Here is a 22,785-nt window from a genome sequence, read left to right as displayed (position 1 = left end):
AACGCTTATGATCGGTGGGATCAGGACGACCGGCAGCCAGCGTAGAGGCGTAGCGTCGTCGATCGCCCTGGATTGAGGGTGCATCGGGCGGGAGAAATTCCATGACGCAGAGATTGGATTATCAGGTCATCTCACCGGCGGGTATCAAATCGCTGGGCGGCGTCTATGCTTACGTGGCACTATGCGGTCTGCCGGCATCGTTGATTGAATTGGTCTATCTGCGTATTTCGCAAATAAACAACTGTGCCTATTGTCTCGACATGCACACCCGTGCCCTCATCGAGAAGGGCGAGACGCCGCAAAAGCTGGCGCTCGCTCAGGCTTGGGCGGAAGCCGGGGCCGTCTTCTCCGCGCGGGAGCGCGCGGCGCTGGCCTGGGCCGAGACGGTGACGCGCGTCGCCCAGACCAACGTGCCGGACAGCGACTACGAGGCCGCCCGGTCCGCGTTCGACGAAAAAGAGCTGGTCGATCTGACGATCGCGATCAGCCTGATGAACGCCTACAATCGCATGGCGATCAGTTTTCGCAATCCGCCCCAGGAAAGCAGGGTACGCCAAGCCTCCGGTGGGTGATGGTCTGGATCAGCGCCGGCTGCCCGCCTCGGCCCGCTGCCGGGCCGCCGCGGCCCCGAACGCCTCGAACAGCGCCCGGTTGATCGGGTTCGTGGTGGCGTCGTGCTCCGGGTGCCATTGCACGCCCAGGGCGAAGCCCGGCGCATCGGCGATGCGGATCGCCTCGATCGTGTCGTCCTCGGCGATGCCCTCGATCACGACGCGGGCGCCCGGCTGCAGGATGCCCTGGCCGTGCAGGGAGTTCACCCGGATCGTCTCGCACCCGAGCAGCCGCGCGAAGGCGCCGCCCGGGGTCAGGCTGACCTCGTGGCGCTCGGCGAATACCACTTCCAGGTCCGGGTGGATCTCGCCGTTCTCGAGCCGCGGCATCCGGTGATTGAGGCGGCCGGGTATGTCGCGGATCTCCGGGTGCAGGCTGCCGCCGAAGGCGACGTTCATCTCCTGGAAGCCGCGGCAGATGCCGAACAGCGGCACGCCCCGCGCCACGCAGGCCTCGATCAGCGGCAGCGCCACCGCGTCGCGGGCCTCGTCGTAGGGCTCGTGTGCCGGGTGCGGCTCGGTTCCGAAGTGGGTCGGATGGACGTTGGCGCGCCCACCCGTGAGCAGCACGCCGTCCACCGTATCGAGCAGACCGCCGAGATCGGTGACCGCCGGACAGCCGGCGAACATCAGCGGCAGGGCTCCGGCCACCTCGGCCAGAGCCCGGAAATTGTTCTCGCCGACGATCTGGGCCGTGAACCGGTTGTCGAGCAGGCGCGCGTTTCCGATGACGCCGATCACGGGTCTCGCCATCGTCCCGACACCTCCTCGCTCCGGCTTTGTCACAGGTCCTGCACCTTGCGGTTGGCTCTAGAGCCGTTCCCGATCGCGTTGCAATCGGGCTGCGACTCGCAGTCCTTGATGTAACGCGCGGGCTTACGCCGAACCGGTATCCGCTTCGGTGGCGAGCGCTCTACGACCCAGGCAAAGCCGGCGCCAGTCCCGCCGGGCGCGTCAGGCTTCGAGGATTCCGACGGCCCGGGCCTCCTCGAACAGCACGTCTGCGACGCGCTCAGGCGCTTCCTCATGCGCGAGATGGCCGAGCCCCCGGATCAGGGCGACCCGGGCGTCGGGCAGGTGCTCGCGCAGGGTGAAGGCGGTGTCGGGCAGGATCGCCCGGTCGTCGCCGCCGACGATCAGCAGCGTGCGAGTCGTCAGACACGGCAGAGTCCGGTGCAGCCCGGCGAGGTCCCAGTTCGCCATCATGCCGAGCGCCCCGCGCACGTGGCCGGCCCGGGCGAAGAGCCGCCGGTACAGATCGACGCCCTGCGGGTCGAGGCGCGAGCCGGTGCCCTCGATCAGCCGCTTGGCTGCCGACCGGTCCGCCGTCCAAGCGAAGATCCTCGGGGTGAATGGGTTGAGGAACAGCAGCCGGGCCATGCCGGGGAACAGCAGGCTCGCCGCCCCCGGCAGCGGCGCCAGCGCGCCGTTGAACGCCGCCAGCAGACGCGGCGCGATGACGCCGTCCAGACACATCCGCGCCAGCACCGCGGCGCCGGCCGAGTGACCGGCCGCCACGACGGGCCTGCATCCGAGCGATGTCACGAGGCCCGCCACGGCCCGAGCCATGCCGGGCAGCGACAGGTCGGCATCCGGCAGGGGATCGGTGAAGCCGTGGCCCGGCAGGTCCGGGGCCACCACGAAGAAATCTTGGGCCAGGAGCGGCGCCAGCCCGCGCCAGGAATGGGTGGCGGCTCCGGTCCCGTGCAGGAGCAGCAGCACTGGCGCCTCGGGCCGGCCGAATTCCTGGACATGCCAGCGCAGGCCCGCCGCCTCGACGAAGCGGCTCGCTGCCCGGTGCGGCCAATCCCGGCCCTCGACCGCCCAATCGGGCCGGTCCGCGTCGCGCGGGCTCAGCACCGGCTTGTATCCCGCGGTGCACCAAACCCGAACGCGCACCCAGCGCTTGCGCTATCGTGCTGGGTTGGAAGTATTTCGTAAGGCATTGGAAACGCATGCGGAAACCGCATGCCACCGCTGCCGGAGACTGGATTGCTGCGACGCAGCAAGGGGCGCATCAAAGAGGCGCTCCCAGGCACCGCGCATCTCCTACCGACGGAACCGGCCATGATCGTCTTCACCTCCTCGACCCACCATTTCGCCGCCTCGACCTCCGGTCGCTGGAGCTTCCGCGGCCTGTTCCGCGAGATGCTGGACGCCTGGATGTCCCACAACCAGCGCGTCGCCGATCTCGGCGTCGGCATCCACCTCTGATCCGAACTGGGCCGGTCCAGCCCGGCCCGCGACGACGCTCTACAGCGTGGCCCGCACCGCCGCGCTGAGCAGCCCGGCATCGGCACGGGGCAGCATGAGGTAGCGGGCGGCCATCGCGTCTGCGACCGCGCGTGCGCCTTCGCCACGGGCACCGGTATCGATCACCAGGGCCGGCAAGCCGGCCGCGCGGAGCGCGCGGGCCGCCTGCAGGGCCTCCGCGCCGGCCCGGGCCCGGCCGCCCTCCCCCGAACGCGCGACATTGGCGCGTCCATCCGTCAGCAGCACGATCACCGGCCGGCTGCCGCTCCGGCGCACGCCGAGCGCGACATTCAGCGCCGCGTCGATCCCCGCCGCCAGCGGCGTCCCGCCCCCGCCCGGCAGGCCCGAGAGGCCGCGCTTCGCCCGGGTCAGCGAGCGGGTCGGCGGCAGGACCAGCTCCGCACCCGCGCCGCGGAACGCCACCAGCGCCACCCGGTCGCGCCGGACATAGGCCTCGGCCAGCAGCAGCTCCACCGCGCCCTTGGCTTCCGCCAGCCGCTCCAGGGCGGCCGAGCCCGAGGCGTCGACACAGAACACCGTCGTGGTCTCGGTCCGCTGCCGCAGGATCCGGATCCGCAGATCGTCCCGCCGGACCACGATCGGGCGGGTTTCGCCGGCCGCGCGCCGCACGCCCTGCCACGGCGCCGCCGCCCGCAGGGTCGCCAGCAGGTCGAGGCGCCCGCGCCGCGGATCGCCCCGCCGGCTGCCGATCGGGCGCCCGGTGCGTGCCGCCGCCGGTTGGCCAACCCGTCCGGCCTTGGCGGCCGAGAGGCGCACGCCGCCTGCCAGCAACTGATCCAGAAGGTTGGCCGGGATCGCCGCCCGCACCGCTTCGAGCACGCGATCCTCGGCCGCATCGGCCGGGGCCGGATCCGCCGCGTCCTCCGCGGGGCCATCCTCCGCGGGCGGCGGGGGCGGCGCCTCGGCCGCCTCCGGGGGCGCGTCGTCCGGTGCTCCGGGCAGGCGCGTGGCGCGGGGGGCCAGGACCAGGCGGGCGGCCGCCGTGATCGCGTCGGTGCCGATCGGCCCCTCTGCGGCGAGCGCGTGCGCCGCCCGGGCTGCCAGGATTGGCCCGCGCAAGGACGCGACGCCGAGCGCCTCCGCGAGCCGGCACAGCGTGCCGAGCGGGTCGGTCTCCGGGTCGCCTGGATCGGTGTCCTCGGCGACGGCAGGCGCGTCGCCATCCGCGATCCCGACGCTGCTCAGGTCGATCCGGAAGGCCAGGCGGTCGGCCAGGGCCTCCGTCACGGTCTCGTCGCCCTCGCCCTCGTCGAGTAGCACAAGGCCGAAGCGCGCCGGGCGCTCCGAGGCGGTGCCGGTGTCGAGGGCGGCCGTGAGCCGCGCCGCGATGCCGGGGGCCAGCCGCTCGGCCATCGGCACGACGATCAACCCGCCATCGGCCTCCGCGAGCAGGCCGGCCCGCGCCACCGGCCGGCCGGCCGCCAGGGTCGCGGCGAGGTCGAGGCCACCGAGCAGGCTGTCGTCGCCGATCCCCGGCGGCAGCCGTCGCCAGGGCGTGCCCTGCGGAAGCGCCGCCCGCAGGGTATCGAGCCAGCGCTCACGCACCGGCCCGGGCCCCGCCCGCACGACCGCACCGCCGAAACCGTGCGGGTCGGTGGCGAGGAGGCGGGCGGCGAGCAGGGCGTCGGGCCAGATTTTTTGAAGCGCCTCCGCATTCCCTCTCCCCTCTGCGGGGGAGGGTGGCCCTCTCGTCAGCGAGGGTCGGGAGATGGGCGGCGCGACGGCAGCTGGTTTCGCACCCGACGCGCCTCGCCCGGCCATGGACACGCCCCTTCCCCCCCTGCCGCGAGTGGTCCCCTCTGCCGCATGGGGTGGGGGGGTGAGGGGGGATGCACGGCGAGCAGCGAGCAGCGGGGGTGCGAAGCCCGCTGCACTGGGCCACCGCGGCTCCCGACCCTCGGGGACGCAAGGCCCACCCTCCCCCGCGGAGGGGGGAGGGAGAGCGTCGGCGCCAGATGCGAGAACCCCGGCCATCACTCGGCCGGAACCGCGGCCGCGCTGGGCATCGGCCGGACCCGCGCCTTGGCCGGGACGCCGACGCGCATCCGGCGGTCGGTGAGCGACAGCCCGCCACCCAGTGCCATGACCACGGCGCCGAGCCAGATCATCAGCACCAGCGGCTTGTAATAGAGGCGCACGCCGATGCCACCGTCCTGGCCGATCTCGCCGAGGCTGGCATAGACCTGGCTCGCCCCGATGGTCAGCAAGCCGGATTCCGTCACCGACATCTTGCGGCTCGGGTAGAAGCGCTTGCCGGTCTCGACCTGGCCGACCTCGTCGCCGGCGCGCGTCCGGATCGTCAGGAAGGCCGCCGCCTCCTCGTAGTTCGGGCCGGCCCGGGGCGCGACCCGGTCGAGGGTCGCGGTGTAGGGGCCGGACGTGAGATTCTGGCCGGGCTTGAGCGTCGCCAGCCCCTCGGTGGCCCAGCCTTGTGCGGCGATGCCGATCACCACCACGCCGACGCCGGCATGGGCGAGCGCGGTGCCCCAGGCCGAGCGCGGCAGGCCGATGGCCCGGCGCCCGATCTGGCCGAGGTCGCGCGTGCGGCCGGAGCCGAAGCCCCGGGCCCGGGAGACGATCTCCAGGGCCGAGCCGATCAGCAGGTAGGCGCCGAGCCCGATCCCCACCGGCGCCATCACCGGGCCGCCCCAGGTCAGGGCCAGGACCGCGAAGCCGACCACCAGGGCGACGGCGAGCGCCGCGAACAGGCGCTGCGAGGCGGCGAGCACGTCGCCCCGCTTCCAGGCGAGCGCCTGGCCGAACGGGACGATCAGCAGGAGCGGGATCGCCAGGGGGATGAAGGTCGCGTTGAAGAAGGGCGGGCCGACCGTGATTTTTTCCCCGGTCAGCATCTCCAGGAGGAGCGGGTAGAGCGTGCCGACCAGCACCGTCGCGCAGGCGGCCACGAGGAACAGGTTGTTGAGGACGAGGGCGCCCTCCCGGGAGATCGGCGCGAACAGGCCGCCCTGGCGCAGCAGCGGCGCCCGCCAGGCGAACAGCGTCAGCGAACCGCCGATGAACAGCACCAGGATCGCCAGGATGAAGACGCCGCGGGTCGGGTCGGTGGCGAAGGAATGTACCGAGGTGATCACCCCGGAGCGGACCAGGAAGGTGCCGATCAGCGACAGCGAGAAGGTCAGGATCGCGAGCAGGACCGTCCAGACCTTCAGCGCGTCGCGCTTCTCCATCACCACGGTGGAGTGCAGCAAAGCCGTTCCGGCGATCCAGGGCATCAGCGAGGCGTTCTCCACCGGATCCCAGAACCACCAGCCGCCCCAGCCGAGCTCGTAATAGGCCCAGTACGAGCCCATCGCGATGCCCAGCGTCAGGAACGACCAGGCGGCCAGCGTCCAGGGCCGCACGGCCCGCGCCCAGACCGCGTCGATGCGCCCGTCGATCAGGGCGGCGACCGCGAAGGCGAAGCTGATCGAGAATCCGACATAGCCGATGTAGAGGAGCGGCGGGTGGATCGCGAGGCCGACATCCTGCAGCAGCGGGTTGAGGTCGTTGCCCTCCAGCGGGGCCGGGACCACGCGGCTGAACGGGTTCGAGGTCGTGATGATGAACAGCACGAACACGAAGGTGATCAGGCCCTGCACGCCGAGCGTGTTGGCGCGCAGCCGCGGCGGCACGGAGTTTTTGGCCGCCGCCACGCAGGCGCCGAACAGGGTCAGGATCAGGACCCAGAGGAGCATCGAGCCCTCGTGGTTACCCCAGACGCCGGAGACCTTGTAGATCAGCGGCTTCTGGGTGTGCGAGTTCTCGACGACGTTCTGGACCGAGAAGTCCGAGGTGACGTGCGCCCAGGTCAGGGCCGCGAACGCGAACAGCACGCAGGCGAAGGCGCCCAGAGCCGCTTGCGAGGCGGCCTGGCGCAGGGCCGGGTCGCCAGAGCGCGCGGCCCAGACCGGCATCACCATCTGGACGAGGGAGATCGCCAGCGCGAGCGCGAGCGCGAAATGGCCGGTCTCGACGATCATGCCGGGTTCCTTACCGCTCGCTGCGGGGGCCGAGGGTCCCGCCGTTCGAGGCGGTGACGGGCTTCGGGCCGCCTTTGTCGCCACCCTCCTGCCAGCGTCCCTGCGCCTTCAGGGCGTCGGCGACCTCGCGGGGCATGTACGATTCGTCGTGCTTGGCGAGCACGGTATCGGCGCGGAACCGGCCGCCCGGCTCCAGCATGCCCTCGGCCACGACGCCCTGGCCCTCGCGGAACAGGTCGGGCAGCAGGCCCTTGTACTGGACCTCGACGGTGGCGTTCGTGTCGGTCACGGCGAAATCCACCGTCTGGTCTGGCCCGCGCCGGAGCGAGCCGTCCTTCACCAGGCCACCGAGCCGCAGGCGGGTGCCGGGGGCGATGCCCTGCTGGGCGATGTCGCTGGGCGAGCGGAAGAACACGATCGAGCCGCTCATCGCGAACAGGATCAAGCCCACGGCGAGGGCCAGGACGCTGCCGCAGGCGGCGATCAGGATCAGGCGGCGGCTCTTGCGCGTCACGTCTCTTCCACCCCGGGATCCGGCGGCCTGGGCCCGAGCAGACCTAAACCGTTCTCATTCTAGCCTTGAGGGTGTCGGCCGGGTAGCCGCGCCGGTCAAGGGCGTCGGGCAGGACCGATTGTCGTACGAACAGCCGCCGCGATCGTCAGGGATTGGATCTTGGGGCCAGGTCGAGTTCCCGGGCGAGCCCATCGAGCCGGCCCGCCGCCTCGCCGTTGGCAGCGAGCGCCATCCGGGCGCGGTCGAGGGCCTTGATCGCCTGATCGCGCTCGCCGAGTGCGCTGTAGGAACGCACGAGCCGCAGCCACTCGTCGGGCGTGCCGCCCCGCGCCGCCAGGCGCCGGTCTAGGCCGTCGACCATGCCGCGGATCGCGACGTCGCGCTCGGCCGGCGACATCGCCTGCATGGCCGCGGCGGCCGATTCGGTGTCGGAGCGGGGCGCGGGCCCCGCCATGGGACCGGGCGCCGCCGGTTGGGCCGAGGCGCCGGGATCAAGACCCAGGATGCGGGCGCCGGCCTCGACCTGCGCGAGCCCCTGCGGGTCACCGGCGAGCGCCACCCGAGCCCGGGCCAGCGCGGCGATCGCCTGATCGCGCTCGCCGAGCACCGCCCTCGAGCGGGTCAGCCGCAGCCACTCGTCCGGCGTGCCGCCGGACGCCTTGAGCCGGGCATCCAGCCCATCGACCATGCCGCGGATCGCCGCCTGCTGCTCGGCCGGAATCGTCTGGGGTGCCGGTGGGACGGCGGCCGGCGCCGGCTCGCCCTTGAGCCGGGCGAGGTTCTGCCGGACCAGCCCGAGCCAGGGCGCGTCGGCGGGGCTCGCGGCCTCCAGGGCGGCGAGCTGGCGGATCGCCTCGCCGGTGTCGCCGGCCTGCTCGGCCGCGCGGGCGAGATAGAAGCGGGCCTTCGGCGCGTTCGCATCTTTGGCCTGGGCCTTCTCGAACAGCGCCTTGGCCTCGGGCGAGACGGTCCCTTCCCCGGCCGCCGCCAGGGCCTCGCCCCAATCGGACAGGATGTCGGCGGTCTCGCCTTTCAGGCGGGCGATGTTGGCGAAGGCGCGGGCCGCGTCGTCGAACCGGCCTGTGCGCATGTAGACCGGGGCGAGCACGGCCCAGCCGCGGGCGTCGTTCGGGTCGCGGGCCAGCCGCGCCTCGATCTGGCCGACCGCCTTCATCAGGTCCTCGGTACCGCCCCGGGCGGCCTGCCGGTCGGCATCGGTCTGCGCGGGCAGTTCCGGCGAGCCGTAGAGCCCGTAGGCGATCAGCGCGACCAGCGGGATCGTGGACAGGGCGAACGCGGAGGCGGCCCGGCGCCGGCGCAGCCGCGGCTCGGCCGGGCGCGCGGCCTCGTCCGCGACGGCATCCGACGCGTCGCGCCGGGCGTCGCGGCTCGCCCGCAGCAGCCGGCGGGCCGCCTCGGCCCGCGCGGTCTCGGCCTCGTCCGGCGCGATCAGGCCACGCTCCAAATCACGCCCGATCTCGGCGATCTGGTCCTCGTAGAACGCCGTCTCGGTATCGACGCCGGAGCCGCCGCCCTCGCCGGCCGGAACGGCCGTACGCCGCGACATCGGCCAAAGCAGGCCGAGCACGGCCGCCGCGGTCATGCCCGCCAGAATGAACCAGATCGCCGTCATCGAAACTCGGAAACTCTGCCGTGGCCCAGTCGGGAAAGGCCTAACACGATAGGCCGCAGGACGGATTGATTGCTTCGGCGCTCATCCCAGCCAGCGCAAAACTTCGCTTGCGGGCCCGGTCCCGCAAAAGCAATAAAAAACCCCGCTGAAGCGGGGTCTTCGAACGTCGCAGCTCCAAAACATCGCCGTGATCAGGCGCGCTTATCGCCATCGGCCCGGCGCCCCGCGCGGAGACGGTCCAGTTGCTTCACGCCCCGCTCGCGATCCCGGGCCGACGTGTCGGCATCGCGTGTCCGGACACCATCGAAGACACGGTCGCTAATGTAATGATCGTCGCTGCGCGGATGCCGCAGGGTGGTGGTCATGGCATCCTCCTAAGCGATCGATATTCTTCACACGGATCTCAGACTGTCAACGCGCGGCTCACGACCCAAAACCTTCGGCCCCACAGATCCGTTCCAGTGTCTATCACCGCATAGCCCTCACCTTCCAGCGTCCGTGTCAGCAAGACATCTTCCCGCAGCGCCTTCTCGGGCGGATTGCGAGACTTTGTGACGCGGTAGATCACCGTCGGCCGGACATGAGCGACGAGCGCTCTCAAACAAGCCGAGACGATCGGCATGATCAGGGGCCGACACGCATCGGGCAGGTAGGGCCGTGCGTAGGTCCGATCCTGTGTTTCATAGGTCGGCGCGTCGTCCGACAGGCTGACGACCAAGATCGTGAAGGAAAATTCGTGGAATGAAGCGATGTGCAGGCGCGGCAAGGGTGCCTGCGTGTATGTCAGCCGCGATTCGACCTGAACCAGCCTGTCGGTGACATCGCAATAGGCGACCGGCACAAGAACCACGTGCGCCATGTCGCCGTCGGCTCCGACGCTGAGCGAAGACGGTATCCCCGAGATGAGGGAGACGAACGCCAAGATCTGATTCCGCTAGGTAGCCGACGCGGCAAGCTTTGCGGCACTGTCAGACCCGAAGATCGCCGGCGTCAACACGGCAGCCTTCGCCGCGTGACTTGAATCCCATCAATGGCTGGCCGCCCCGACGGGTGCGTCGCCGGGTACTTCCAAAACCGCCCGCAGGCCGCCGAGCGTCGCCTGTTCGAGGGTGAAGCGCCCCCGGTACAGGGTGGCGAGATCCGCCACGATGGAGAGGCCGAGCCCGGAGCCGGGCTTCGACTCGTCCAGGCGCCGGCCCCGGCCGAGCACGGCCTGGCGGGCCTCCGGGGGCAGGCCCGGGCCGTCATCCTCGATGGCGACCACGAGGTGGGGATAATCGTTCTGGGCCACCGCCTCGGCGCGGATCGCCACCCGGCCATGGGCCCATTTCGAGGCGTTGTCGACGAGGTTGCCGACCATCTCCTCGAAATCCTGGCGCTCGCCCCGGAAGCGCAGGCCGGGGGGAACATGGACGTCGTAGGCGATGTCCTTGTCCCGGTAGATCTTGCCGAACGTGCGCACGAGGCCCGCCAGGGCCGGCTCGACCTCGGTCGAGGTGCCGAGGGTTCCGGCCAAAGCGGCAGCGCGGGCGCGGTCGAGATGGTAGTTCACCTGATCGCGCATCACCGCGGCCTGCTCGCGGATTTTTTGGGACAGCTCCTCGGGGGCGTCCGAGGCGCCGACCTCGTTGACGATGATCGAGAGCGGCGTCTTCAGCGCGTGGGCGAGGTTGCCGACCTGGGTGCGGGCGCGCTCCAGGATCTCCCGGTTGGTCTCGATCAGGAGGTTCACCTCGCCGGTGAGCGGGGCGATGTCGCGCGGGTAGGTGCCGGTGATGCGGTCGGCCTCGCCCCGGCGGACGGCGCCGAGCGCGGCGCGCATCTTCTTCAGGGGCGCCAGGCCGAACCGGATCTGCAGCAGGGTGGTGATCGCCAGCGACAGGCCGAGCAGCCCGAACGTGATGGTCAGCGAGTTCCGGAAGCGGTCGACGTCGTTGACGATCTCGTCGGCCGGCCCGGCCACCCGCACGGTGTAGCGGCCCTCCTCGCCGAGATCGACGTCGCGCTCCATGATGCGCAGCAGCCGCCCATCCTGGCCCTTGCCGTAGCCCTGGCGGATCTGCCCGACCCCGACCTTGCCGTCGGAATCGGTGGCCGGCCCCAGCGGCACGCCGACCAGCGAGCGGGAGGTGCGCAGGTCCCGGGGCTTCGCGTCGGGCTTGCCGACCTGCCAGTACCAGCCGGACAGGGGCAGGTCGAAGCGCGGATCGCCCAGCGCGAAGCTGCGGCTCTCGGGGTCGTTGGGCGAGACGAGATCGGTGGCGAGGTTGTTGGTGAAGACCAGGAGCCGGCTGTCGAAGGCGCGCTCGGTGTTCTCCCGGTACAGGGTGGTGAGGATCCAGGCCGCGATCAGCAGGATCGCCGAGCTCGACAGGAACGCCGACACGGCCAGCCGCACCGCGATGGAGCGGCGGCGCAGGGAGAAGAGACCGATCAGGGTTTTCATCGGCCCAATGCTGGCTGGGGAAGTGATGGCCTAGTCCCGCTTGATCGGTTCACGCACCGCCTCGCGTGCGATTACGCCGCGCAGATCGTCGCCGATGCGGCGAACGTCACCCCGCAGGGCCTCGGCCTCGTCGCGATGCGGATACCGGATTGGGTCGTATCCGAAGGACCAGAAGGACGCCAAGGCATCCAGGCCCGTCCACGACTTGAACCGGCGTGCCCGCGACGCCGGACCGGGTCTGTCGGCAGGTGTCATGGCGGGAGGCAGATCCGTGAGGCGCAGACTGGCCTCATGTAGAACGATTGACGACAGCGCGACAACAACCGCACGCTTGGAGTCCGTTCGACCGCCCGATGCCGGTCGAAGGATGGGTCCGACCACGGAGATCCCAATCTCCCACCTCATCCTGAGGTGCGAGCGAAGCGAGCCTCGAAGGAGCCCTCCAGGGATCACGCGGCCGGCTGGAGGGCTCCTTCGAGGCCTCCGCTGCGCTTCGGCACCTCAGGATGAGGGAGTGGATTGGAAAGACCGGTCGACTGGCGCTCAAACAGGACTGCGGTGGCGCGTTCTGCTTGGGCCTAGCATCGCCATGAGCGCGCGCGCGCAACAGCCTGCCTGGGCCCCCTCTGAAGGTGCCGGCGGCGTATCAAGGGCGTCCGTGAGGGCATCAAAAGCCGTGCTCGATAGCAGCACGAGATGCGGATCATTCACCGCCTGACGATGACCGCCGACAGGCGCAGGCATGGCCTTTCCACCGCCGACGCGGCCGCTGACGAACGGCTTCACGGGTAGCGGCCGATTGGTTCTATCTTTGACCGGTCGCTTGTTCATGGGACTCACGGCCCAAGAGTGTAGCGCGTGTCCCATCCGTTTGCACCTGAGTGCGAGGTTCATAGAACACCTCGCCCCGCATCAGCGGCCGCGCGGTGCGGAAGAACGAGCCGCGTTCCGCCCGCCATCCGTCGCCGTCCCGCGCCACGGTGGCGTCGGCGGTGAGGATGCCCGAGGGCATGCCGACCCGGAGCGCCGCGTCGCCGGTGGCGCGGGCGGCCTCGTGGACCAGACTGCCCGCGATCCGGGCGGCCACCGCGAGGCACAGGGTGGCGGTGAGCGGCAGCGCCTGGTGCGGCACGCCGTTCGAGATCACCCGGGCGGTCAGGTCGATGTCCGCGGCGCGGATCGCCGCCCCGGACAGGCTTGAGGAATCCTGCGGTGGCGCGACCAGGCCGACGAAGGGCACGTGGACGATCCGTGCGGCGGCATCGGGATCGGGGGCGATGCCCATCGCCACGGAGGCGGCCAGGCGGATCCGCGACAGCCGGTCGAGGAGGCCGGGCACCGCCTCCAGGGCGGCGGGCAGTTCGGTGCCGGTGAGGCCCAGATCGGCGGCGAGGACGAACACGCAGGCATTGGCCGCGTCCACCAGCGAGGCCTCGACCGGGCCGAGGCCCGGCACGTCGAGGGTCTGCCGGACGGCGCCGGTGGGCAGCAGATTTCCGGTGGTGGCGCCGCCCGGATCGACGAAATCGAGGCGGATCGGCGCACCCGTGCCGGTGACGCCGGGGATCGCCAGGTCGCCGCGATAGATGGCACGGCCGCCCCGGACCTCGAAGCCGGCCTCGATCCGCTTGCGCGTATTGGTGTTGAAGATCCGTAAGCACACCGGGCCGTCGGCGACCTCCACCAGCCCCTCGTCCACCGCGAACGGCCCAACCGCCGAGAGCATGTTGCCGCAATTGCCCGACAGGTCGATCCGCCCGTCGCGGACCACCACCTGCACGAAGGTGTAGTCGATGTCGGCGTCCGGCCGGGTCGAGGGCTCGACGATGCAGATCTTCGAGACCGAGGAGACGCCCCCGCCCATGCCATTGAGCTGGCGCCCGAACGGGTCGGGGCTGTCCATCGCGGAGAGGAAGGCCGGCTCCCAGGCGGCGATGTCCCCCGGCACGTCCCGGCGATGCAGCATCAGCGCCTTGCTGGTGCCCCCGCGCATGAACACGGCCGGCAGCGTGCCGGGGGTCGGCACCCCGGTCACACCCGGGCCGGCGGCTGGTTCGGGTCCACCAGGTAACCCAGCCCGCGCACGGTCTGGATCAGGTCGACTGCGAGCTTCTTGCGCAGCCGCCCGACGAACACCTCGATGGTGTTCGAATCCCGGTCGAAATCCTGGTCGTAGAGGTGCTCGGTCAGCTCGGCCCGGGAGACCACCCGGCCGGTATGGTGCATCAGGTAGGAGAGCAGCCGGTATTCGTGGCTGGTGAGCTTCACCTGGGCGCCGTCGACGAACACCTTGCCGGAGCGGGTGTCGAGGGTGACGGGGCCGCAGGCGATCTGGCTGGAGGCGTGGCCGGCCGCCCGGCGCAGGAGCGCCCGGACCCGGGCCATCAGCTCTTCCATGTGGAACGGCTTGGTCACGTAATCGTCGGCGCCGGCATCGAAGCCATCGACCTTGTCGGACCAGCGGTCCCGGGCGGTGAGGATGATCACCGGCGTCTTCACCCCGGCCCGGCGCCATTTCTGCAGCACCGAGACGCCGTCGGCCTTGGGCAGGCCCATATCGAGGATGATCGCGTCGTAGGGCTCGCTCTCGCCGAGATAGCCGCCCTCCTCGCCGTCATAGGCCTTGTCGGCGACGTAGCCGGCCTCCTCCAGCGCAGCGACCACCTGCCGGTTGATGTCTCGGTCATCCTCCACGACGAGCAGTCGCACGGCTCACTCCATTCCGCTGCGGGTGTGAAGCCCGGTCAGTATTGGCCCGCCACCTTGCCGGTGCGGGCATCCACGATCACGTGCACGAAATGCCCGTCCCGGCGCAAGGCGGTGAGCATGTACACGAGGCCGTCCTCGTGGCGACAGAGGCTCGCGCGCTGGATCTCGGCCCGGGGGATCACCGTGCGGGCCGCCCGGATCGCCGCCACCGGGGCGATCACCCGGCGCTCGCCGACCTCCTCGCGCATGTCGGCCGGCGACAGGCAGGTCTCGATCCGCAGGGGCGTCGGATCCGCCACCGGGGCGGCCTGCGCGGCCGGCCCGTCATCGGCCATGGAGCCGAGGCCGCTGGCGGCGAGGGCCGCGGCGGTCAGGCTGATTGCAACGAGGGCGATGGCGTAGCGCATTGCCAGAAGATTGGCGCCGAGGGCACTGAATGCGCCCTGAATATGGAGCTGCAGGCCCGACGACGCGCGATCGGCGGACTGTCGGCTTCGTGGACATGGGAACGGTTTGATCGCGGACGGCATGGTGCCGGCACTACGGCCGACGGGCTTTTCGGGTTCCACCGTCCGGGCCGTGCCGCACAGGCGAATGTGGCGGCCGGCCCGAGGGCCTAGCGCGCGTCCCGGCATCCGGCCGGCGCGGCCGAGCGGAACAGGGCTGCCGGCGCGGCTGCGTGCGCGGCCAGGACGGCGTCGATCGACCAGGGCCGGTCCCCGAGCTGCGCGCCCATCTGAAGCATGATCGCGATCGAGACCGCCCCGGACAGGGCCAGCCAGATCCGGTCGAGGATCCGGTCCCACCGTCGGCTCATCGCGAACCTCCCGTGATCAGGGCCCAGAACGCCCGCAGGGCGGGCATGCGCTCGGTGAGCCAGGCGATCTGGTCCGAGAACCAGTGCGCGGCCGCCGCCGCGGTGACGAAGGCGAACAGGGTCGCGTGCTTGAGGCGCCGGAGGTAGCGGCGCAGCACCCGCCGCTCGACATGGGCGTCCACGAGTTCGTCGAGCACGGCCAGGCGCGGCTCGGTCTGGCGCGCGACATAGGCGTGCCAGAAGTGCGGAAACCGGATCGTCCGCGCGCGGCCACCGGGGTCGAACGCGCGCTCGGGCGGGTGGCGTGGGGCCTGACGGACGGCGTTCATGGCTTCCTCCTTCCCCACGCCTGGAGTGACCTCAGGCCCGATGCGCCGCGTCCCGCTCCCTCAGTTCCTTCAGCGACGGCGTGAGGACGTTGCCGACGCTGGCCTGCGGGTCGAGCGGCAGGGCCCGGAAGATCCGGGCGGCGACCCCTTCGGCTCCGCCCGCCTTCCGGACGACATGGGCCGGCGCGGTCGCCAGGACGTGCCGGGCGCCGGCCGTCACCACCGCCGAGCCGAGATCGACGCTCACGGTCCGGCCCCGCGCGGCACCGGCCACGGCGTTCTGGCCGTACTCGGCCCCGGCGCGGATCGCCGCCTCGACCCGCTCCCGGGTCAGCAGCGAGGCCGCCCAGGGCGCGACCCGGGCGATGCCGGCCGTCACGGCCGCGGCGGCGATGGGCACCAGCACCGCCGAGACCGGCTGCAGCAGGCCGACCAGCCAGTCGCCCCAGGGGATCGCCACGCCGCCCGTCGGGGCACCGGCCAGTGCCGGGGAAACGAGGGCCACGAACGGGATCGCGGCGCCGGCGAGCGCCAGCCCGGCACGGAAGAGGTGCGTCATGATCGATCTCCGGTGTTGCGCGCACGGCGGACCCGGCCGGCTCGGGATTCGGATGGCGGCGACGCGGCATCGCGCAGGACGGCGAGGGCCCGGCGGGCCCAGTCCAGCCGGCTCGCCAGCGCGACCACCCCCGGCCGCTCGAAGAGACGGCACACGATCTCGGTGGCGGCCTCGAGGGTCGGGGCCTGCCGCAGCGCGGCGAGCGCCGCCGCCTCGGTGGTGCGCAGCTCGGCGCAGAGGTAGCGGTACTGCGCATCGAGGGATGCGGGATCGAGTGCGTGCGCCCGGCACCAGGCCTCCATGGCCACGCGCCGGGGGCCCGTCCATTGCGCCAGACCCCAGCCGCCCCGGGACCCGGCCACCGAAGGGGCGACCTCCTGGAGATGGCGGAACCCGCCGCTCTCGTGGCCGAGATTGCCCAGGAGGCCCGCGGCCTGGAGGTCGGTGAGCCCGAGATCGCGCATCAGGCGCGGCCCGAGGCTCCGGCATCCGGCCGCGAAGGCGTCGCCCGGCCCCCGGGCCGGAAAGGTGGTTGCAGGCATGGGGGCTCTCCGGGCAGGGTCCGCGCGGCGCGGACGGGGGACACGTGGGACACGGACAGGACCGGCCGCTGGTGTTCATCGGCGATTCGATCACCGCCGGCTGGGGCGTCGCCCGGGCCGAGACGTTTGCGCGGCACGGGTTCACCGCCCGGGGCGTGCCGGGCCAGACGAGCGGGCAGATCCGCGCCCGGTTCCTGCGGGACGCGGCCGGCGCCCGGGGAATCCACCTGCTGTGCGGGATCAACGACATCGCCGAGATCGGCGGCCCGGTCCCGGACGGGGCGATCCGGGACAACATCGCCGCCATGGCGCGGCTCGCCTTCGAGGCCGGGCTGCCGCTCTGGATCGGCACCGTGATGCCAAGCGATTTCTGGGGGTGGCGCCCGGAGCTGCGGCCAGTGGCGCGCATCCACGCCCTGAACCGCTGGATCCGGGCGCATTGCGCCTCCAGCGCCGCGGCGCTGATCGACTACCACCCGCCGCTCGCGACCCCGTCAGGGGCGCTGCGGCCGGATCTCACCGAGGACGGCATCCACCTCAACGCCGCCGGCTACGCCGCAATCGAGCCGACGCTGCTGGCGGCTTTGGCGCCGGGAAATGATGGGTGAGGCAGGGCTCACGGACCCACAGGCCTATCGCGACGGCGACGTTTCGTCTCTCACGCCCCCTACGACATTCATAAATCAGCATGCACCGGACGCGGCGCGCCCCCTCTCCCGGGCGGGAGAGGGTTGGGGTGAGGGATACGCGCGATCCGGAAAGATCTCGCCCCTCACCCTGTCCCTCTCCCGCACGGGAGAGGGGACCGGAGCCCCATCCGGAAAACTGGGGATCCGGCAGTTCGGCATGCTGGAAGCGCGGACGATGCCGGAGCGGCGGTGATGGGGCGGCTCAGCGAGGGGCGCGCGCCCGGAATCGCCCTCACGACCCCAATCCCAACCAATACGCTGAGACATTGCCGGCGCCCGTGACCGTGCCGCCGGTCGTGCGGCGGTTGCGGAGGGTGAAGCCGGTGGCGGTCACGTCGCTGACTTGGCTGGCGTAGAGCGTGCCGGCATCCCGGGCGACCGGCTGCGTCCAGACGCCCAGGCAGGCGCTGGGGAAGGCCAACGCGAACGACAGCGAGACCTCCGCGTCCGTGCTCGTCGCGAGCCCCCATTGCAGGATCAGCCCGTTGGCGAGCCGGGCGTAGCCGTTCTGGGTCAGCGCCTGCGTGCCGAGCGCCAGCGGGGTGCCGTCGGCGCGCTGGTAGTGCCGCACGCACCATCGGCCGGCGCCGTCCGAGGTGGCGAGACAGGTGTCGTCGGCGGCCGTGACGATGTCGGCCCGGGTCGGCAGCGCCAGTTGCTCGGGATCGTGGACCAGGGTGGGGGCGCCGGAAAAGCGCACGAGCCGCTCCCGGTCGGCGCCGGTGCCGAAACGGGTGATCCGGGCCGTGCCGGTCACCAGCACCCGCCGCGTGCCGGCGCCGCCGAGATCCGTGGTCGCCGCCGAGGCCAGCACGGTCTCGGTGGAGGCGAAATCGATCCCGCCCTTCGCCGCGGAGGCGGTGAGCGCGGTGGCGAAGGCGGACCCGTCCGGAGAGACCTTCAGGGAGAAGTCGTCGCTGCCCAAAAGGCCCAGCAGGGCGCGGGCGGAATAGCCGGTCTGGAGGATCAGACCGGCATCCCGGGACGCGGCCTGCTTGTTCACCGACATCCGCATGTCGCCAGAACCCGGCGTCGCGTCGTCCCAGGTGAGCAGAGCCGCGTCGGACTTGACCGCGAGGCGGTTGGTGGCGTCCGCCCCGGTGTTGATGCCGAGCCGGCTGACGCTCTGGATCGCCGTGAGCGTCCGGCGGAAGCTGCCCCAGGCGGTCCCGTCGAACACGTAGAGGTCGGCCTCGTCGATCAGGTAGGCGAACCAGCCGGCCCGGGGCACGGCGCCGATCCAGACGCCGTCGGCGTAGCGCACCACCTGGCCGGCGAGCCCGGCCCAGGCGCCCCCCGGGTTCGATGCGACCACGAGGTAGCGGTCGCCCTCCGCGGGGTTCTGGGGCGGTGCGGTGAGGTCCTTGTCCAGGCAGGCGAGCTGGACCAGGGCGTCGAGGAGGCCGAGCGCCTCGTTGTGGGTGACGTGCTTCTGGGCCTGGCTCGCCGCGATCAGCGGCAGGCCGAGGCGGGGCGTGGCGTCGGTCATGGGGGCTCCGGGGGGGGTGCAATGCCGTCATCGCGAGCGCAGCGAAGCGACCCAGTGCAGCGCGCGATGACGATGCGTGGCGCGTCCCTAGGTTGCTTCGCTACGCTCGCAATGACGGTCAGGGCTTCGGTCCGAGCGGGGATCAGGCCGAGCGGACGGGAATGCGCGCGCGGGAGGCCGGCCCGGGGCCGGCCACGGCGCCGATCTGGGCCACGGCCACGTCGAGGCTGGTCTGCTTGCCGCCGAAATCGGCCGCCTCGTCGGCGTAGAGGACCTGCTGCGCCTCGGCCCGGACCCGGCGCAAGGGCGTGCCGGCGCCGGAGAAGACCGTGACCGCGTAGGCCTCCGGCTCGTCGAGGGGGATCTCGGCGGGCTCCCAGGCGTCGCCGTCCCGGCGCGCCCGGCGGATCCAGGTGAGCCGCACCCCCGACGCCTCCCGGCGCGCCCGCAGATGGACCAGCCGCAGGGGTCGCAAAGCCGCGAGCCCAGCCGTGGCGGCGAATTCCGAGAAGGCCGGATCGCCCAGGTCTCGCGCGGCCGGGCCGACCCGGTAGCGGAATCCGCGGCCGACCTCGTCCAGGCGCTCGACCAGGGGCACCACGGCGCCGTCGTTGAGCCGCACGATCAGGCTGCCCGCCGGGGTCGCCCGGACGGCCTGGGCCTCACTTCCGGCGAGCCCGCGCAGGAGCCCGGAGAGCCGGTAGGTGTCGGCACCGGTCAGCACCGCGTTGGCGGCGGACACCAGCTCCACGGCGCCGTCCGGCCCGACCAGCGCGAACAGGTTACCGCCCGCGAGCATCGCGGCCTCGCCGATGGCGCCGAGCGCCCCGCCCCGGCGCAGGGTGACGTCGAGCGGTACGCCCCGCTGCAGCCGCCAGAGCGGCCCGGCTGGCAGCGCCGTGAGGGTCCGGCCGAGACAGGCCGGGTAATCGACGAGGCCGTGGAGGGCGAGCGGCCCGGATCCTTCCGCCCGCCAGACGGCGGTCTCCTCAGGCCAGGGCTCGGCCGCCACCGCCAGGTATTGCAGCACCGTCGGGCTGCCGCGGTCCACCGGCAGGTCGAGCACCACGGCGAAGGGCGGCCCCGGAAAGGCCGGCGTCGGGCCGACCGGCAGGGCCGGGCTGCGGGGCAGGCCGCGCGCGGGCCCGCCCCGGGGCGGCACGCCGCTCGCCTCGATCCGCCGGCCGGTGGGCGCGTCGTCGATCCGGTCGATCCTGCACAAAACCGTCCCGCCCGGCACGTCGGCCGGCACCGCCAGCAGGTCGCCGGGCTCCAGTTCGACGCGGCGCGGGCTCAGGGTGAAGACCGCGCTGTCCCGGGCGGCGATCACCCGGTCGAGCATCGCCTCGGCGAGGCCGTCGCCGGTCTCCCGGCGGGTGACGATCGCCGCCTCGATCCGGGTCTCGCGCCGCCGCTCGCCCACCGGGCGGATCGCGGCGGCCGAGGCGCGGCGATAATCCGGGCTCTCGGATTCGGTCAGCCCGAGCTCGACCGAGCGCGGCAGGGCGCTCTCCTCGGCCCGGACCTGGCGCAGGATCGGCTTGTCCTCCGACAGCCGAACCAGATCGGCTTCGGCGAGCACCACCGGCCTGTCGCGACGGGGCCCGCGCAGGTGCAGGGTGCCGGCCACCGCTGAGACGTCGAGCCCGTAGATCTGCGCCAGGGTCTCTAACGCGGCGCGCGCCGAGAGCGGCCGGTCGATGACGTAGCCGTCGAGGAAGGCGGCGGCCTCCACGGCGACCGGTGCGTCGAAGCCGAAATCGGCCAGGATCTTCAGGACCAGCCGGTCGAGGTCGCAGCCCTCGATCCGTCCCGTGATCCAGTGGCCGACCCGCCAGTTGGCGGTGTCGGCCCAGACCGCCTGCACGGTCGGGAAGGCCGGGTAGGGCCGCGCATCCCAGGACCAGACGAAGATCGATCCCGGATCGACCATCCGGCCGCCATAGACCGGCGAGACCGGGTTGTCGGCCTCCGAAAACCCCACTGCGGCCGGATCGAACCGGGCGATCACCGCCTCGACGCCCCGCAGCTGGATCAGCTCGTCGCGCAGAGCCCGGGAATGCGGCGGGTAGGCGCCCTCGGCGGATTTCGGATCGGGGAAGACGTTGGGGCCGTTCGTACCCTTGTCCACCGCCGGCACCCCGACCTCGGTGAGCCAGATCGGCTTACCCTTGGGCACCCAGGCGGTAGCGCGGGTCTCGAGCCCGCCGTCGCGCTCGACATGCGGGTTCGACCACCAGCCGACCAGGTCCTTGGGCCGGTAGATCCACGGCTTGCCGGAGGCGCCATCCTGGATCGGCAGGCGCGCCTGGGCGTCGCGCCCGGCCGCGTCGGCATAGTACCAGTCGTAGGCCTCGCCGGAGGCACCCCGGGCCTTCAGGTAGGCGCGGTCGGCGATGTCGCCCGAGACCGCGAGGTCGGCATGGTCCGGCGTGTCGTGCCAGTCGGAGATCGGCGGATACCAGTCGATCCCGACGGCGCCGATATTCGGGTCGGCGAACAGGTCATCCAAGGGGAACCGGATCGTGGCGCCGCCGTCGCGGACATGGGCGCCGTACTCGGTCCAGTCCGCCCCGTAGACGAGCGTGACGCCGGTGCCCAAGCGGGACCGCAACTCCGCGGCGAGGCTTTTGAACGCCTGCACGGCCGGGTAGCCGGAGGCGCCGCGCACCTGGGTGAGGCCGACGAACTCGCTGCCGATCACGAAGCCGGCGATCCGCACGCCCCGCGCCGCCCATTGCGCCGCGAGGCCGGCGTAATGCAGCACCTCCGCGCGGTAGCCGTTGGCGAAAAAGTCCTGGACCTGCGCCTCCGCGGCGGCGGTGCCGTCCGGGCTGCCGGAGACGTCCGGGGCCGGGTCGCAGGTGATGCGCCCGCGCCAGGGATAGGCCGGCTGGGTCGCGCCAGGCACGCGCGGATCGGGCAGGCCGTTGCCTGCGGCCACGTCCATCATCACGAACGGGTAGAGCAGCACCTCGAGGCCGCGGGCCGCGAGATCGGCGACCAGCCGGGTCAGCCCGGCATCCGACGGGGTGCCGCCATAGGCGGGGGTGCCGTCCGGCAGGGTCGAGACCATTTCGGCCTTGTCGCGCGTGATCCCGGCGACGCTCCAGGCCTCCGGCATGGTGCGCTTGGCCCGGGTCTCGACCTTCGGCACCACCCGGCAGGAGCCGGCGCGCAGGTCGGTGCCGAACCACGTCGCCACCACGGCGACCCGGCGCAGGTTCGGGCACAGGGCCTGAAGAGCGTCGAGGGAGGCGGTGACGTCGGTGGCGCGCTGGAGCTGGTGCCGGTTGACCGCCTGCGTCCGGCCGAGACCGAGATCGACGGTGACGAGGTTCGGATCGAGGGCGAACTCGCCCGCCCCCGGGATCAGGTCGACGGCGCGGATCCGGTGGAACAGGCCGTTGACCGGGCGCACCACCTCGAAGGCGAATTGCGGGACGCGGTTGCCGAAATCGGCGAGCGGCAGGTTCTCGAACACCACGTAGGCGAGGCCGCGATAGGCCGGGGCGTTCTCGGTGCCTTCCTTCGCGACGATCAGCGGGTCCGGCGCCTGGTCCGGGCCGCCGGTATGGACCCGCAGGGTGATCCCGATCTGGTCGATCTCCTTGCCGTCCGCCCAGATCCGGCGGACCATGGCGATCTCGCCCTCGCACAGGCCCACCGCCAGGTTGGCGAAATAGGCGTAGCGGGTGCGTACGGTCTTCTGCCCGCCCGCGCCCTTGGAGGCGGACGCCGCGCGCTCCACCGTGGTGTTGGCGACCTCCCGGGCGCGCGTCGCCCAGATCAGGCTGCCGCCGATCTTCGCCCGCCCGTAGACCCGCGGGATGGGGTCGCCCTCCGTGGAGGACAGGCCGGCGACATCGGCGAGCCGCGGCCCCTCGACGAAGCGCGTGTGCCGCCCGAAGCCCGACAGCATCCCGTCGAGCCCCGCCCCCGCGGCCGCCCCGAGCACGCCCCCCACCACGGCCCCGATCGGCCCGCCCAGAGCGGTCCCGACCGCCGCGCCCGCCGTCGACAGGATCAGGGTGGCCATGGCGGGCTCCGGGGTGGGGGCGGGCGAGTTGTGGTGCGGCAGGCCAGATGGCGTTGCGTCGGCCGCATTCAGGCCGTTCGACACGCTGATCGCGACACGCGCCAAGACTTGATACGGTTGTCGATCAATTGCTCTGCGACTCGTCCCACGCCGT

The 22,785-nt window shown here is 72.1% G+C and carries 22 protein-coding genes; 3 read left to right on the top strand and 19 right to left on the bottom strand.

Features of this window, described 5'->3' with window-relative positions; translation table 11 throughout:
• Nucleotides 1-101 precede the first annotated feature (101 nt).
• Nucleotides 102-572: a carboxymuconolactone decarboxylase family protein gene (locus MKL09_RS09135; RefSeq protein ID WP_244019664.1), complete on the top strand. Its 471-nt coding sequence runs from the start codon at nucleotides 102-104 to the stop codon at nucleotides 570-572.
• A gap of 9 nt (nucleotides 573-581) precedes the next feature.
• Here MKL09_RS09135 and MKL09_RS09130 read toward each other — a convergent pair whose 3' ends face one another.
• Complete coding sequence (locus tag MKL09_RS09130) at nucleotides 582-1,364, bottom strand: gamma-glutamyl-gamma-aminobutyrate hydrolase family protein (RefSeq protein ID WP_244019661.1); 783 nt, start codon at nucleotides 1,362-1,364, stop codon at nucleotides 582-584.
• Nucleotides 1,365-1,565: 201 nt separating this feature from the next.
• The gene (gene bchO / locus MKL09_RS09125; protein WP_244019659.1) at nucleotides 1,566-2,471 is read right to left on the bottom strand and encodes an alpha/beta fold hydrolase BchO; all 906 of its coding nucleotides are present in this window, start codon (nucleotides 2,469-2,471) and stop codon (nucleotides 1,566-1,568) included.
• Between the two features lie 207 nt (nucleotides 2,472-2,678).
• On the opposite strand from bchO, the gene MKL09_RS09120 reads away from it, so the two are divergent.
• Complete coding sequence (locus tag MKL09_RS09120) at nucleotides 2,679-2,825, top strand: hypothetical protein (protein WP_244019657.1); 147 nt, start codon at nucleotides 2,679-2,681, stop codon at nucleotides 2,823-2,825.
• A gap of 39 nt (nucleotides 2,826-2,864) precedes the next feature.
• On the opposite strand, the gene MKL09_RS09115 is transcribed toward MKL09_RS09120, so the two are convergent.
• From MKL09_RS09115 to MKL09_RS09045, 15 genes are all read right to left on the bottom strand, one after another.
• On the bottom strand, nucleotides 2,865-4,646 hold the full coding sequence (locus MKL09_RS09115) for a magnesium chelatase subunit D (protein WP_244019656.1): 1,782 nt from the start codon (nucleotides 4,644-4,646) through the stop codon (nucleotides 2,865-2,867).
• 212 nt (nucleotides 4,647-4,858) lie between these two features.
• A complete protein-coding gene (locus MKL09_RS09110; protein ID WP_244019654.1) occupies nucleotides 4,859-6,865 on the bottom strand; it encodes a heme lyase CcmF/NrfE family subunit in 2,007 nt (668 codons plus the stop codon).
• Nucleotides 6,866-6,875: 10 nt separating this feature from the next.
• Nucleotides 6,876-7,379 (bottom strand): cytochrome c maturation protein CcmE, encoded by a 504-nt coding sequence (gene ccmE, locus MKL09_RS09105; protein ID WP_244019652.1) that lies wholly within the window; start codon nucleotides 7,377-7,379, stop codon nucleotides 6,876-6,878.
• Between the two features lie 145 nt (nucleotides 7,380-7,524).
• Nucleotides 7,525-9,012 carry a c-type cytochrome biogenesis protein CcmI gene (ccmI, locus tag MKL09_RS09100; RefSeq protein ID WP_244019650.1) on the bottom strand — a complete coding sequence of 496 codons (1,488 nt, stop codon included), beginning with the start codon at nucleotides 9,010-9,012 and terminating at the stop codon, nucleotides 7,525-7,527.
• 191 nt (nucleotides 9,013-9,203) lie between these two features.
• Entirely contained in the window at nucleotides 9,204-9,377 is a 174-nt protein-coding gene (locus tag MKL09_RS09095) for a hypothetical protein (RefSeq protein ID WP_244019648.1), read from the bottom strand.
• Between the two features lie 38 nt (nucleotides 9,378-9,415).
• Complete coding sequence (locus MKL09_RS09090) at nucleotides 9,416-9,934, bottom strand: hypothetical protein (protein ID WP_244019646.1); 519 nt, start codon at nucleotides 9,932-9,934, stop codon at nucleotides 9,416-9,418.
• Nucleotides 9,935-10,039: 105 nt separating this feature from the next.
• Nucleotides 10,040-11,458, bottom strand: coding sequence for a sensor histidine kinase (locus MKL09_RS09085; RefSeq protein WP_244019645.1), 1,419 nt, complete (start codon nucleotides 11,456-11,458; stop codon nucleotides 10,040-10,042).
• 30 nt (nucleotides 11,459-11,488) lie between these two features.
• Complete coding sequence (locus tag MKL09_RS09080) at nucleotides 11,489-11,713, bottom strand: hypothetical protein (protein WP_244019644.1); 225 nt, start codon at nucleotides 11,711-11,713, stop codon at nucleotides 11,489-11,491.
• A gap of 550 nt (nucleotides 11,714-12,263) precedes the next feature.
• Nucleotides 12,264-13,484: a 2-methylaconitate cis-trans isomerase PrpF family protein gene (locus MKL09_RS09075; protein WP_244019643.1), complete on the bottom strand. Its 1,221-nt coding sequence runs from the start codon at nucleotides 13,482-13,484 to the stop codon at nucleotides 12,264-12,266.
• Nucleotides 13,485-13,489: 5 nt separating this feature from the next.
• Nucleotides 13,490-14,167 carry a response regulator transcription factor gene (locus MKL09_RS09070; protein ID WP_007565778.1) on the bottom strand — a complete coding sequence of 226 codons (678 nt, stop codon included), beginning with the start codon at nucleotides 14,165-14,167 and terminating at the stop codon, nucleotides 13,490-13,492.
• 35 nt (nucleotides 14,168-14,202) lie between these two features.
• Nucleotides 14,203-14,574: a PepSY domain-containing protein gene (locus tag MKL09_RS09065; RefSeq protein WP_244019642.1), complete on the bottom strand. Its 372-nt coding sequence runs from the start codon at nucleotides 14,572-14,574 to the stop codon at nucleotides 14,203-14,205.
• 209 nt (nucleotides 14,575-14,783) lie between these two features.
• Complete coding sequence (locus MKL09_RS09060) at nucleotides 14,784-14,984, bottom strand: hypothetical protein (protein ID WP_244019641.1); 201 nt, start codon at nucleotides 14,982-14,984, stop codon at nucleotides 14,784-14,786.
• Nucleotides 14,981-15,313 carry a hypothetical protein gene (locus tag MKL09_RS09055; protein WP_244019640.1) on the bottom strand — a complete coding sequence of 111 codons (333 nt, stop codon included), beginning with the start codon at nucleotides 15,311-15,313 and terminating at the stop codon, nucleotides 14,981-14,983. The genes MKL09_RS09060 and MKL09_RS09055 overlap by 4 nt, the downstream gene beginning before the upstream one ends.
• A 31-nt stretch (nucleotides 15,314-15,344) precedes the next feature.
• Complete coding sequence (locus tag MKL09_RS09050) at nucleotides 15,345-15,872, bottom strand: hypothetical protein (RefSeq protein ID WP_244019638.1); 528 nt, start codon at nucleotides 15,870-15,872, stop codon at nucleotides 15,345-15,347.
• Entirely contained in the window at nucleotides 15,869-16,414 is a 546-nt protein-coding gene (locus MKL09_RS09045) for a phage tail tip lysozyme (protein WP_244019636.1), read from the bottom strand. Before MKL09_RS09045 ends, MKL09_RS09050 begins: the two co-directional genes overlap by 4 nt.
• A 44-nt stretch (nucleotides 16,415-16,458) precedes the next feature.
• On the opposite strand from MKL09_RS09045, the gene MKL09_RS09040 reads away from it, so the two are divergent.
• On the top strand, nucleotides 16,459-17,022 hold the full coding sequence (locus tag MKL09_RS09040) for a GDSL-type esterase/lipase family protein (protein ID WP_244019634.1): 564 nt from the start codon (nucleotides 16,459-16,461) through the stop codon (nucleotides 17,020-17,022).
• Nucleotides 17,023-17,335: 313 nt separating this feature from the next.
• Here the strand turns inward: MKL09_RS09040 and MKL09_RS09035 are convergent, their stop codons facing one another.
• Nucleotides 17,336-18,592 carry a DUF2793 domain-containing protein gene (locus MKL09_RS09035; protein WP_244019633.1) on the bottom strand — a complete coding sequence of 419 codons (1,257 nt, stop codon included), beginning with the start codon at nucleotides 18,590-18,592 and terminating at the stop codon, nucleotides 17,336-17,338.
• A gap of 142 nt (nucleotides 18,593-18,734) precedes the next feature.
• Entirely contained in the window at nucleotides 18,735-22,631 is a 3,897-nt protein-coding gene (locus MKL09_RS09030) for a glycoside hydrolase/phage tail family protein (RefSeq protein WP_244019632.1), read from the bottom strand.
• Between the last annotated feature and the right edge of the window lie 154 nt (nucleotides 22,632-22,785).

The organism is Methylobacterium sp. J-048, assembly GCF_022829515.1.
Taxonomy (GTDB): domain Bacteria; phylum Pseudomonadota; class Alphaproteobacteria; order Rhizobiales; family Beijerinckiaceae; genus Methylobacterium.
Note: the sequence above shows the minus strand (reverse complement) of the source record. Positions and strands in the feature narration are given on the sequence as shown.

Bases quoted from the DNA above. Each gene is read 5' to 3' on its own strand.
- MKL09_RS09120 (WP_244019657.1), top strand. From the start codon at position 2,679: ATGATCGTCTTCACCTCCTCGACCCACCATTTCGCCGCCTCGACCTCC.
- MKL09_RS09065 (WP_244019642.1), bottom strand. From the start codon at position 14,574: ATGCGCTACGCCATCGCCCTCGTTGCAATCAGCCTGACCGCCGCGGCC.
- MKL09_RS09050 (WP_244019638.1), bottom strand. From the start codon at position 15,872: ATGACGCACCTCTTCCGTGCCGGGCTGGCGCTCGCCGGCGCCGCGATC.
- MKL09_RS09085 (WP_244019645.1), bottom strand. From the start codon at position 11,458: ATGAAAACCCTGATCGGTCTCTTCTCCCTGCGCCGCCGCTCCATCGCG.
- MKL09_RS09030 (WP_244019632.1), bottom strand. From the start codon at position 22,631: ATGGCCACCCTGATCCTGTCGACGGCGGGCGCGGCGGTCGGGACCGCT.
- MKL09_RS09110 (WP_244019654.1), bottom strand. From the start codon at position 6,865: ATGATCGTCGAGACCGGCCATTTCGCGCTCGCGCTCGCGCTGGCGATC.
- MKL09_RS09095 (WP_244019648.1), bottom strand. From the start codon at position 9,377: ATGACCACCACCCTGCGGCATCCGCGCAGCGACGATCATTACATTAGC.
- MKL09_RS09130 (WP_244019661.1), bottom strand. From the start codon at position 1,364: ATGGCGAGACCCGTGATCGGCGTCATCGGAAACGCGCGCCTGCTCGAC.
- MKL09_RS09055 (WP_244019640.1), bottom strand. From the start codon at position 15,313: ATGAACGCCGTCCGTCAGGCCCCACGCCACCCGCCCGAGCGCGCGTTC.
- MKL09_RS09115 (WP_244019656.1), bottom strand. From the start codon at position 4,646: ATGGCCGGGCGAGGCGCGTCGGGTGCGAAACCAGCTGCCGTCGCGCCG.
- ccmI (WP_244019650.1), bottom strand. From the start codon at position 9,012: ATGACGGCGATCTGGTTCATTCTGGCGGGCATGACCGCGGCGGCCGTG.
- MKL09_RS09135 (WP_244019664.1), top strand. From the start codon at position 102: ATGACGCAGAGATTGGATTATCAGGTCATCTCACCGGCGGGTATCAAA.
- MKL09_RS09035 (WP_244019633.1), bottom strand. From the start codon at position 18,592: ATGACCGACGCCACGCCCCGCCTCGGCCTGCCGCTGATCGCGGCGAGC.
- MKL09_RS09045 (WP_244019636.1), bottom strand. From the start codon at position 16,414: ATGCCTGCAACCACCTTTCCGGCCCGGGGGCCGGGCGACGCCTTCGCG.
- MKL09_RS09060 (WP_244019641.1), bottom strand. From the start codon at position 14,984: ATGAGCCGACGGTGGGACCGGATCCTCGACCGGATCTGGCTGGCCCTG.
- MKL09_RS09080 (WP_244019644.1), bottom strand. From the start codon at position 11,713: ATGACACCTGCCGACAGACCCGGTCCGGCGTCGCGGGCACGCCGGTTC.